Source organism: Streptomyces sp. NRRL B-24085, assembly GCF_001282115.1.
Classification (GTDB): domain Bacteria; phylum Actinomycetota; class Actinomycetes; order Streptomycetales; family Streptomycetaceae; genus Streptomyces.
The window spans coordinates 1-10399 of sequence record NZ_LJBR01000229.1; the positions used below are offsets into that span (position 1 = coordinate 1).

The 10399-nt window shown below is 71.7% G+C and carries 12 protein-coding genes; 4 read left to right on the forward strand and 8 right to left on the reverse strand.

Going from position 1 to position 10399, the window contains the following annotated elements; genetic code table 11:
* Positions 1-97: 97 nt before the first annotated feature.
* From hisF to hisD, 8 genes are read right to left on the reverse strand one after another with little or no spacing between them, the layout of a single operon-like run.
* On the reverse strand, positions 98-853 hold the full coding sequence (gene hisF, locus AOJ26_RS24210) for an imidazole glycerol phosphate synthase subunit HisF (protein ID WP_053850459.1): 756 nt from the start codon (positions 851-853) through the stop codon (positions 98-100).
* Positions 850-1248, reverse strand: a complete 399-nt coding sequence (locus tag AOJ26_RS24215; protein ID WP_053850460.1) for a RidA family protein — start codon at positions 1246-1248, stop codon at positions 850-852. Before AOJ26_RS24215 ends, hisF begins: the two co-directional genes overlap by 4 nt.
* Positions 1245-1973, reverse strand: a complete 729-nt coding sequence (gene priA / locus AOJ26_RS24220; RefSeq protein WP_053850461.1) for a bifunctional 1-(5-phosphoribosyl)-5-((5-phosphoribosylamino)methylideneamino)imidazole-4-carboxamide isomerase/phosphoribosylanthranilate isomerase PriA — start codon at positions 1971-1973, stop codon at positions 1245-1247. Before priA ends, AOJ26_RS24215 begins: the two co-directional genes overlap by 4 nt.
* The gene (gene hisH, locus AOJ26_RS24225) at positions 1973-2620 is read right to left on the reverse strand and encodes an imidazole glycerol phosphate synthase subunit HisH (protein ID WP_373413210.1); all 648 of its coding nucleotides are present in this window, start codon (positions 2618-2620) and stop codon (positions 1973-1975) included. Before hisH ends, priA begins: the two co-directional genes overlap by 1 nt.
* Entirely contained in the window at positions 2617-2781 is a 165-nt protein-coding gene (locus AOJ26_RS43930) for a hypothetical protein (protein WP_053850463.1), read from the reverse strand. The genes hisH and AOJ26_RS43930 overlap by 4 nt, the downstream gene beginning before the upstream one ends.
* Positions 2778-3371 carry an imidazoleglycerol-phosphate dehydratase HisB gene (gene hisB, locus AOJ26_RS24235; protein WP_053850464.1) on the reverse strand — a complete coding sequence of 198 codons (594 nt, stop codon included), beginning with the start codon at positions 3369-3371 and terminating at the stop codon, positions 2778-2780. Before hisB ends, AOJ26_RS43930 begins: the two co-directional genes overlap by 4 nt.
* Positions 3368-4486 (reverse strand): histidinol-phosphate transaminase, encoded by a 1119-nt coding sequence (locus tag AOJ26_RS24240; RefSeq protein ID WP_053850465.1) that lies wholly within the window; start codon positions 4484-4486, stop codon positions 3368-3370. Before AOJ26_RS24240 ends, hisB begins: the two co-directional genes overlap by 4 nt.
* Complete coding sequence (hisD, locus tag AOJ26_RS24245) at positions 4483-5805, reverse strand: histidinol dehydrogenase (protein WP_053850466.1); 1323 nt, start codon at positions 5803-5805, stop codon at positions 4483-4485. Before hisD ends, AOJ26_RS24240 begins: the two co-directional genes overlap by 4 nt.
* 167 nt (positions 5806-5972) lie before the next feature.
* Here hisD and AOJ26_RS24250 point away from each other — a divergent pair, with 167 nt between their 5' ends.
* The 4 genes from AOJ26_RS24250 (at position 5973) to ybaK (ending at position 9954) form a co-directional block, all read left to right on the forward strand.
* Positions 5973-7550, forward strand: a complete 1578-nt coding sequence (locus tag AOJ26_RS24250; protein ID WP_053850467.1) for a DUF805 domain-containing protein — start codon at positions 5973-5975, stop codon at positions 7548-7550.
* Positions 7551-7671: 121 nt separating this feature from the next.
* Complete coding sequence (locus AOJ26_RS24255) at positions 7672-8682, forward strand: hypothetical protein (protein WP_053850468.1); 1011 nt, start codon at positions 7672-7674, stop codon at positions 8680-8682.
* A gap of 11 nt (positions 8683-8693) precedes the next feature.
* Positions 8694-9434: an LON peptidase substrate-binding domain-containing protein gene (locus tag AOJ26_RS24260; RefSeq protein WP_053850469.1), complete on the forward strand. Its 741-nt coding sequence runs from the start codon at positions 8694-8696 to the stop codon at positions 9432-9434.
* Positions 9435-9450: 16 nt separating this feature from the next.
* Positions 9451-9954: a Cys-tRNA(Pro) deacylase gene (gene ybaK / locus AOJ26_RS24265; RefSeq protein WP_053850470.1), complete on the forward strand. Its 504-nt coding sequence runs from the start codon at positions 9451-9453 to the stop codon at positions 9952-9954.
* Positions 9955-10399: the final 445 nt, after the last annotated feature.

Genomic DNA, 10399 nt, shown 5'->3' on the forward strand with positions numbered 1-10399 from the left:
CGACAAGGAGGCGATCGCCAGGCTGCACGAGGCGAAGGAGCTCGGGATCTGAGGAGCCCCGGTCACCGGTGACGGTGACCGGGGCTCGGGAGCCTTGCTACCTGACGGGGTGCCCCGCCCCCCGCAGCGTCTCCTTCACCTCGCCGATCCGCAGATCGCCGAAGTGGAACACCGAGGCCGCCAGCACCGCGTCCGCGCCCGCGCCGACGGCCGGCGGGAAGTGGTCCAGCTTCCCCGCGCCGCCGGAGGCGATCAGCGGGACGGTGACGTGCTTGCGGACGGCCTGGATCATCTCCAGGTCGTAGCCGTCCTTGGTGCCGTCCGCGTCCATCGAGTTGAGAAGGATCTCGCCGGCGCCCAGCTCAGCGGCCCGGTGCGCCCACTCGACGGCGTCGATGCCGGTGCCCTTGCGGCCGCCGTGGGTGGTGACCTCGTAGGAACCCGACTCGGTGCGCCGCGCGTCCACCGACAGCACCAGCACCTGGCGGCCGAAGCGCTCGGCGATCTCGCGGATCAGGTCGGGACGGGCGATGGCCGCGGTGTTCACGCCCACCTTGTCCGCCCCGGCCCGCAGCAGCTTGTCCACGTCCTCGGCCGTGCGCACTCCGCCGCCGACCGTCAGCGGGATGAACACCTGCTCGGCGGTGCGGCGCACCACGTCGTAGGTCGTCTCACGGTTGCCGGAGGAGGCGGTGATGTCCAGGAACGTCAACTCGTCGGCGCCCTCGGCGTCGTACACCTTGGCCATCTCGACGGGGTCGCCCGCGTCGCGCAGGTTCTGGAAGTTGACGCCCTTGACGACCCGGCCGTTGTCCACGTCCAGGCAGGGGATGACTCGTACGGCGAGGGTCATGCGGTGGACACTCCTCGGAACGCCTCCACCTCGACCTCGACGACCAGGCTGGGGTCCACGAAGCCGGAGACGATGATCATGGATGCGGCGGGCCGGACGGTGTCGAACAGCTCCTTGTGGGCGCGTCCGACCTCCTCCACGTCCCGGGCGTGGGTGATGTACAGGCGCGTGCGCACCACGTCGTCCCGGCCGAGCCCCAGCTCCTTCAGCGCCCCGAAGGCGACGTTGAAGGAGTTGACCGTCTGCTCGTACGGGTCGCCCGCGACGATCTCCCCGTCGACCACCGAGGTGCAGCCGGAGACCAGCACCAGGCCGTTGGGGAGTTCCACCGCGCGGGAGTACCCGAAGGTGTCCTCCCAGGGCGCACCGGTCGTGACGCGTCGCAGATCGCTCACTGAGCCACCGCCTCCAAGGCCTCTTCCAGGGTGAACGCCTTCGCGTAGAGCGCCTTCCCGACGATGGAGCCCTCGACACCGAGCGGGACCAGCTCGGCGATGGCCCGCAGGTCGTCCAGCGAGGACACCCCGCCGGAGGCCACCACCGGGCGGTCGGTCGCCGCGCAGACGTTCCTCAGCAGCTCCAGGTTGGGGCCCTGGAGCGTGCCGTCCTTGGCGATGTCGGTGACGACGTACCGGGCGCAGCCCTCCTTGTCGAGGCGCTCCAGTGCCTCGTAGAGGTCGCCGCCCTCGCTGGTCCAGCCACGGCCCTTGAGGGTCGTACCGCGCACGTCCAGGCCCACCGCGATCCGGTCGCCGTGCTCGGCGATGACCTTGGCGACCCACTCCGGGCTCTCCAGGGCGGCCGTGCCGAGGTTCACGCGCGTGCAGCCGGTGGCGAGGGCGGCCGCGAGGGAGGCGTCGTCGCGGATGCCGCCGGACAGCTCGACCTTGATGTCCATGGCCTCGGTGACCTGGCGGACCAGTTCCCGGTTGTCGCCGGTGCCGAAGGCCGCGTCCAGGTCGACCAGGTGCAGCCATTCGGCGCCCGACCGCTGCCAGGACAGGGCGGCCTCCAGCGGGGAGCCGTACGAGGTCTCCGTGCCGGACTCGCCGTGCACGAGCCGGACCGCCTGACCGTCGCGGACGTCCACGGCGGGGAGGAGTTCGAGCTTGGAAGGCATCAGAGGGTTCCGATCCAGTTGTTCAGAAGCTGCGCACCGGCGTCGCCGGACTTCTCGGGGTGGAACTGCGTGGCCCACAGGGCGCCGTTCTCCACGGCGGCCACGAAGGGCTTGCCGTGCGTCGACCAGGTCACCCTGGGGGCGGTCATCGCCTTGTTGTGCGTCTCCAGGGTCCAGTCGTGGACGGCGTAGGAGTGCACGAAGTAGAAGCGGGCGTCGGCGTCCAGGCCGGCGAACAGCCGCGAGTCGGCCGGCGCGTCGACGGTGTTCCAGCCCATGTGGGGCACGACGTCGGCCTGGAGCGGCTCGACCGAGCCGGGCCACTCGTCGAGTCCCTCGGTCTCCACGCCGTGCTCGATGCCGCGCGCGAAGAGGATCTGCATGCCGACGCAGATGCCCATGACGGGGCGGCCGCCGGACAGCCGGCGGTCGATGATCCAGTCACCGCGGGCCTCGTGCAGACCCTTCATGCAGGCGGCGAAGGCTCCGACGCCCGGCACCAGCAGGCCGTCGGCGTTCATGGCCTTGTCGTAGTCGCGGGTTATCTCGACGTCGGCGCCCGCGCGCGCGAGGGCGCGCTCGGCGGAGCGGACGTTGCCGAAGCCGTAGTCGAAGACGACGACCTTCTTCGCGGGAGAAGCGCTCAATTCCACACCTCCAGCCTCAGGACACCGGCGACCAGACACATGCCGGCGGCGATGGAGAGCAGCACGATCAGGCCCTTGGGCATCTGCTGCTTGACGAAGGAGTAGATGCCGCCGGCCAGGAAGAGGCCGACGACGATCAGGAGGGTCGACAGGCCGTTCACAGCGCGCCCTTCGTGGAGGGGAGGATGCCGGCCGCGCGCGGGTCGCGCTCGCTCGCGTACCTGAGGGCCCGGGCCAGCGCCTTGAACTGGCACTCCACGATGTGGTGGGCGTTGCGCCCGTAGGGCACGTGCACGTGCAGGGCGATCTGGGCCTGGGCGACGAAGGACTCCAGGATGTGCCGGGTCATCGTGGTGTCGTACTCGCCGATCATCGGCGCCATGTTCTCGGGCTCGGTGTGCACGAGGTACGGGCGGCCGGACAGGTCGACGGTGACCTGGGCGAGGGACTCGTCCAGCGGGACCGTGCAGTTGCCGAAGCGGTAGATGCCCACCTTGTCGCCGAGGGCCTGCTTGAAGGCGGCGCCGAGCGCCAGGGCGGTGTCCTCGATGGTGTGGTGGGAGTCGATGTGCAGGTCGCCCTCGGTCTTCACGGTGAGGTCGAACAGACCGTGCCGGCCGAGCTGGTCGAGCATGTGGTCGTAGAAGCCGACGCCCGTCGACACCTCGACCTTCCCGCTGCCGTCGAGATCGATCTCGACGAGCACCGAGGTCTCCTTGGTGACCCGTTCGATTCTTCCTACGCGGCTCATGCGCTCTGCTCCTTCTTCAGTTCACGGACCGCGTCGAGGAACGCGTCGTTCTCCTGCGGGGTTCCGGCGCTGACCCGCAGCCACCCCGGGATGCCGTTGTCCCGGACCAGGACGCCCCGGTCGAGGATCTTCTGCCAGGCCGCGTGCGAGCCGCCCGCGCCGTCGAACCGCCCGAACTGCACGAAGTTCGCGTCCGACTCCACGACCTCGAAGCCGAGCGCGCGCAGCTCGGTCACCAGCCGGTCCCGCTCGGCCTTGAGCTGCTCGACGTAACCGAGCAGCGTGTCGGTGTGCTCCAGGGCGGCCAGCGCGGTCGCCTGGGTGACGGCCGACAGGTGGTAGGGCAGCCGTACGAGCTGTACGGCGTCCACGACCGCCGGGTGCGCGGCGAGGTAGCCGAGGCGCAGGCCCGCCGCCCCGAACGCCTTCGACATCGTCCTGGAGACGACGAGATTCGGCCGTCCTTCGAGGAGCGGCAGCAGCGAGTCGCCGTGGCTGAACTCGATGTACGCCTCGTCGACCACGACCATGGAGGGCTTGGCGGCCTGCGCGGCCTCGTAGAGGGCGAGGACCGTCTCGGGCGGGACCGCGTTGCCGGTGGGGTTGTTGGGGGTGGTGACGAAGACGACGTCGGGCCGGTGCGAGGCGATCGCGCGCACGGCCTCCTCGACGTCGATGGTGAAGTCCTCGTTCCGGGGACCCGGGATCCAGCCCGTGCCGGTGCCGCGCGCGATGAGCGCGTGCATCGAGTACGACGGCTCGAAGCCGATCGCCGTGCGGCCGGGTCCGCCGAAGGTCTGGAGGAGCTGCTGGATGACCTCGTTGGAGCCGTTCGCCGCCCAGACGTTGGCGAGGCCGACCTCGTGGCCGGAGGTGTCCGTCAGGTACTCGGCGAGCCGGGTGCGCAGCTCGACGGCGTCCCGGTCCGGGTAGCGGTTGAGGTCGCGGGCAACCTCGCGGACGCGCTCGGCGATCCGCTCGACCAGCGGCTCGGGCAGCGGGTAGGGGTTCTCGTTGGTGTTCAGCCGTACGGGGACGTCCAGCTGGGGAGCGCCGTAGGGGGACTTGCCGCGCAGCTCGTTCCGTACGGGGAGATCGTCGATTCCGAAAGTCACTTGCCGGGCACCTTCCAACCGAACCTGGCCTTGATCGCCGCCCCGTGGGCCGGCAGGTCCTCCGCCTCCGCCAGCGTCACCACGTGGTGCGCCACGTCCGCGAGCGCGTCCTTCGTGTAGTCGACGATGTGGATGCCGCGCAGGAAGGACTGGACGGACAGGCCCGAGGAGTGGCAGGCGCAGCCGCCGGTGGGCAGGACGTGGTTGGACCCCGCGGCGTAGTCGCCGAGGGACACGGGGGCCCAGGGGCCGACGAAGACCGCCCCGGCGTTGCGCACCCGGTCGGCCACCGCGGCGGCGTCGGCCGTCTGGATCTCCAGGTGCTCGGCGCCGTACGCGTCCACGACCCGGAGGCCCTCGTCGATGCCGTCGACGAGGACGATCGCGGACTGCCTGCCCTTGAGGGCGGGCACGATCCGGTCCTCGATGTGCCGGGTGGCCGCGATCTGCGGCTCCAGCTCCTTCTCGACGGCGTCCGCGAGCTCGACGGAGTCGGTGACCAGGACGGCGGCGGCCAGCGGGTCGTGCTCGGCCTGGCTGATCAGGTCCGACGCCACGTGCACCGGGTCGGCGGTGGAGTCCGCGAGGACCGCGATCTCCGTCGGGCCCGCCTCGGCGTCGATGCCGATCCGGCCGGTGAAGTAGCGCTTGGCGGCGGCGACCCAGATGTTGCCGGGGCCGGTGACCATGTTGGCGGGCGGGCAGGACTCGGTGCCGTACGCGAACATCGCGACGGCGGTCGCGCCACCGGCGGCGTAGACCTCGTCGATGCCGAGCAGGGCGCAGGCGGCGAGGATCGTCGGGTGCGGAAGCCCGCCGAAGTCGGCCTGGGCGGGCGAGGCGAGCGCGACGGACTCCACTCCCGCCTCCTGGGCGGGCACGGCGTTCATGATCACGGAGGACGGGTACACGGACCGGCCGCCCGGCACGTACAGCCCGACCCGGTCGACCGGCACCCACTTCTCGGTCACGCTGCCGCCCGGCACCACCTGGGTGGTGTGGGTCGTACGGCGCTGTTCGCGGTGGACGAGACGGGCGCGGCGGATGGACTCCTCCAGGGCCGCCCGCACATCCGGGTCGAGCTCCTCCAGCGCGCGCGTGAGGGCGTCCGCGGGCACCCGCACCCGCTCCAGCCGCACGCCGTCGAACTTCTCTGCGAAGTCGATCAGCGCCGCGTCGCCCCGATGATGCACGGCCTCGCAGATCGGACGCACCTTCTCCAGGGCGGCCGAGACGTCGAAGTCGGCTCGGGGCAGCAGGTCGCGCAGGGCGGGGCCCTCGGGGAGGGCGTCGCCGCGCAGATCGATTCGGGAGATCACGTTCCCAATTCTCTCAGACCCGCATCAGGGCCCGTTCGCGCATTCCAATGGCTGATACGCAACCCGGAAGATCCCCTTCACGTCTAGCGTTCGAGGGGTTACTCAGCGGGCATGAACGGTTGTACGAATCCCACGAACTCCACGAATCGCAAGGAGCTGGACGAACCGTGACCGAGGGGGCCGGCATCCGGGACGGAGACCTGCCGGACGATCTGACCGCCGCCGAGGCCGGCATGTGGCAGGCCTTCCGCAACGGCAGCGTGTACGACCTGAGCAGCGGCGACACCGTCGTCGACGATCCGCACGGCGGGCACCCCTGGGGCCCCGAGCGGACGGTGCGCGCGCGGATCGTGTGCTGGCTGCTCCTGGACGGTCCGCCCGCGCTCGCGGGCCGGGTGTCGTCCCTGAAGCTCACCGGCGTGCAGATCAGCGGCACCCTCGACCTCGCGGGCGGCACGGTGACGCCGTACGTGGAGATGAAGGGCTGCCGCTTCGAGCGGGAGATCCTGCTGCCGGAGGCCCGCTTCGCCACCGTGCGGTTCGTGGACTGCTCGGTGCCGCGTCTGGAGGCCGCCCGGGTGCACACCGAGGGCGATCTGCACCTGCCGCGCTGCCGCTTCCACAACGGCGTCCGGCTGACCGACGCGCACATCGGCACGGACCTGCTGATGAACCAGGCGATCGTCTACCGCGACCGCAGCGGCCGTTCCATCGCCGCCGACGGCATGACCGTGGGCCAGGACCTCCAGGCCGAGCTGCTCGAGTCGCACGGCGAGCTGAGCCTGCGCAGCGCGACCATCGGTGTCTCGCTGAGCCTGCGCGGCGCCCGTCTGAACAACCCGTACACCCGGCTCGCGCTGAACGCCCCGCAGCTCACCGTCGAGCGCACCCTGTACCTGACCCCGGCGGGCGTCGGCGCGTCCATGCTGAGCGGGGCCACTCCCGCGCGCGGGACGCGCATCCAGCGCTTCGAGTGCCAGGGCGGGGTGCGGCTGGACGACGGGCGGTTCGGGGACGCGCTGGACCTGGAGCGGGCCCGCTTCACCTTCACCGACGAGCAGGAGCTGTCACTGCGCCGCATCCAGGCGCCCGAACTGCGCTTCCTCGGCGAGAGACCGCAGCGCGGCAAGGTGGTGCTGTCGGGCGCGCGCGTCGGCAACCTGGTGGACCGGGCGAGCGCCTGGCCGGGGCCGGGCAACCTGCACATGGGCGGCTTCGCCTACGAGAACCTCGTGCCGCACGGCCCGTTCCCGCTGGCCGAGCGGCTGGAGTGGGTGGCGGCCGCGACCGCCGAGTACAACCCGGAGCCGTACGAGAGGCTCGCCGCCGTGCTGCGGGCCGGCGGGGAGGACGAGGACGCGCGCGAGGTGCTGCTCGCGAAGCAGCGCCGGCGCCGCGAGAGCCTGCCGCCGGCCGCCAAGCTGTGGGGGTACGTCCAGGACTGGACGGTCGCCTACGGGTACCGGCCCGGCCGGGCCGCCGTGTGGATGGCGGTGTTGTGGGCCGCGAGCTCGGTGGCATTCGCACACGCGAGCCATCCGCCGCTCAAGGGCGGCGACCATCCGGCCTGGAACCCCGCCCTGTTCGCCCTGGATCTGCTGCTTCCGGTGATCGACCTGGGCCAGGTCGGGTTCTGGCGGTTGCACGGCGGCTGGCAGTGGCTGGCGGCGGTGATGGTCCTCCTGGGCTGGATCCTCGCGACCACCGTGGCGGCGGGCGCCACCCGGTTGTTGCGGCGGAATTAGGGAGGTTCGTGGGGCGGAAGGTGAACGTCGGTCACGTCTTTACCGCGCCTTGACCTTCTGCCGTACAACTTTGTGCGAGTTGCACGTGCGCACTGGCGCAAGGCTCAGCCTCAGTCTTTCAATGGTCGACACCATGGCTCTGCTGCCCCCCTTCATCCGCGCCTCGCGGGTGCCCCCGTACCTCGCCGGCGGACTGCCCGCCGACGACGAGGTGCTGCTCGACGCGCCCGACGAGCGACTCGGCCCCGCGCTCGTCGCCGCCGGACAGGGGACGTACGGGCGCGCGGCCGAACTGCTCGCCGCGACCCGCGAGAGCGCTGCCTGGGAACTGCGCGACCGGTACGTGCGGCGGCTGTCCGCCTTCGCCCGCTCGCGCCCCGAGTGGTACGACGCCTGGCGCGCCGACTTCCCGTACGACCCCGACCAGCTCCTGCTGGGCGCGCAGCTCGCGGTGGACCGCGCGTGGGACTCACCGGCCCGCGCGGAGCTGCTGCGCGAGGTGAGCCCGCTGATCACGGCCGCGGCGCGCGGCGAGGACCGCGACCCGGTGCCGTGGCGGATCGCGCTGGACCACGCACGCGGCTCGCAGGCCGGCCCCACCTACTTCGGGGAGCTGTGGGAGGCGGCACTCAGGCGCGCCCCGCTGCACTACGGCTGCCATGTCGCCGCCCTGCGCTATCTGGCGACCTCGTGGCGCGGCTCGTACCGCGAGTGCTTCGACTTCGCCGACCGGGCCGCCCAGGACGCCCCCTCCGGCTCCCTCGTGCAGGCCCTGCCCGCGCGGGCGGCCCTGGCCTGTCTGACCGGGCCCGGCGGCGACGCGGTGCCGCGCGAGCGGCTGGACGCGGCGGCCGACCGGGCGGTCGAGCTGTCGGCCACCTTCGCGCCGGCCGACCCCTGGCCGGCCGAGATCCGCAACAAGCTGGTGTACGTCCTGGTCCGCCTCGGCCGCTGGACGGACGCCCTGGAGCAACTGCGCATGCTCGGCCCCTACGCCACGTCGTTCCCGTGGAGCCGGGAGGCGGAGGACCCGCTGAGCCGCTTCCTGGAGGTGCGTGAGGAGGTCCGCCGGCACGCCCTGATCCATCCACGGAGTGGGCACGGGGGACGGGTCCGCTCCCGGGGCCATTAGGCTTTGGCGCCGTGACCACCGTGCGGCTCCCGCTCTTCCCCCTGAACTCTGTGCTGTTCCCGGGGCTCGTGCTTCCTCTCAACGTCTTCGAGGAGCGCTATCGCGCCATGATGCGCGAACTGCTGAAGACCCCCGAGGAGGAACCGCGCCGGTTCGCCGTCGTGGCGATCCGCGACGGCCACGAGGTGGCGCCCAGCGCCCCCGGCCTGCCGGACCCCACGGCCGTGCCGGACTCCGGCCCCGCGGCCGGCTTCGGCGACGACCCCGTCAAGGCGTTCCACGGCGTCGGCTGCATCGCGGACGCGGCGACGGTACGGGAACGGGCCGACGGCACCTTCGAGGTCCTGGCGACCGGGACGACCCGCGTCCGGCTCCTGTCCGTCGACGCCTCCGGCCCGTATCTGACGGCCGAACTGGAGGAACTGCCGGAGGACGCGGGCGACGAGTCAGGACCCCTGGCGGAAGGGGTCCTGCGGGCCTTCCAGCAGTACCAGAAGCGCCTCGCGGGAGCCAGGGAGCGCTCCCTGTCGTCCGGGACGGACCTCCCTGACGAACCGTCGGTGGTCTCGTACCTGGTGGCGGCCGCGATGATGCTGGACACCCCCACCAAGCAGCGCCTGCTCCAGGCCCCCGACACCGCGTCCCGGCTCCGCGACGAACTGAAACTCCTGCGCGCGGAGACGGCGATCATCCGTAGTCTTCCGTCGTTGCCGGCGTCGGAACTGACGCGCGGCCCGACGAGTCTGAACTGAGGCCGGAACCCGTCAGATGGCGAAGAAGTCGAAGAAGCAGCAGCAGTCCGGAGGCACCCCGGCGACGGTGGCCCTGACGTCGGCGGGCGTGCCCTTCACCGTGCACGCCTACGACCACGACCCCGCGCACCCGTCCTACGGCGAGGAGGCGGCGGAGGCGATGGGAGTCTCCCCGGACCGCGTCTTCAAGACGCTGGTGGCGGACGTGGACGGCACGCTGACGGTGGCGGTGGTGCCGGTGGCGGGCTCCCTGGACCTGAAGGCCCTGGCGGCGGCCACGGGCGGCAAGCGGGCGGCGATGGCCGACCCGGCCCTCGCGGAGCGCACCACGGGCTACGTCCGGGGCGGCATCTCCCCGCTGGGCCAGCGCAAGAAGCTCCCCACGGTCCTGGACGCCTCCGCGTCGGCCCACGAGACCATCTGCGTCTCGGCCGGCCGCCGGGGCCTGGAGGTGGAACTCGCGCCGCAGGACCTGGCCGACCTCACGAACGCGGTCCTGGCGCCCGTCGCCCGTGCGTGACCCCTCGACGAAAGCCCCTTCCTGACTAAGCAGAAGGGGCATGTCGAAGAGAACCCGCAAGCGCAAGTGGCGCACGAAAAAAGGCCGTTCAAACCACGGCCGACGTCCCGCCTAGAAGACGGCCACACTATCCAGGCCCGTCCAGGCATTTGAGGACGGGGCCCATCAGCGCCATCCGAGCCGTCCGGCCTCTGAAGACAGGACCCGTCACCGCCACCCCAGCCCGTCCGACCTTCCAGGACAAGGCCCCGTCAGCGCCATCCAGCCATCCGGCGTCTGAAGACAGAACCCGTCACCGCCACCCCAGCCCGTCCGACCTTTCAGGACAAGGCCCCGTCAGCGCCATCCAGCCCGTCCGGCGTTTGAGGACAAGGCCCCTTCAGGGCCGGTGGGGGTCCGGGGGCGCAGCCCCTGGGACGGGGTCGAAGGGGCAGCGCCCCTGGGG

Excerpts from the sequence above, each read along its gene's own strand:
- hisF (WP_053850459.1), bottom strand. The coding sequence starts at position 853 with ATGACCCTCGCCGTACGAGTCATCCCCTGCCTGGACGTGGACAACGGC.
- AOJ26_RS24255 (WP_053850468.1), top strand. The coding sequence starts at position 7,672 with ATGGTCGACACCATGGCTCTGCTGCCCCCCTTCATCCGCGCCTCGCGG.
- ybaK (WP_053850470.1), top strand. The coding sequence starts at position 9,451 with ATGGCGAAGAAGTCGAAGAAGCAGCAGCAGTCCGGAGGCACCCCGGCG.
- hisB (WP_053850464.1), bottom strand. The coding sequence starts at position 3,371 with ATGAGCCGCGTAGGAAGAATCGAACGGGTCACCAAGGAGACCTCGGTG.
- priA (WP_053850461.1), bottom strand. The coding sequence starts at position 1,973 with ATGCCTTCCAAGCTCGAACTCCTCCCCGCCGTGGACGTCCGCGACGGT.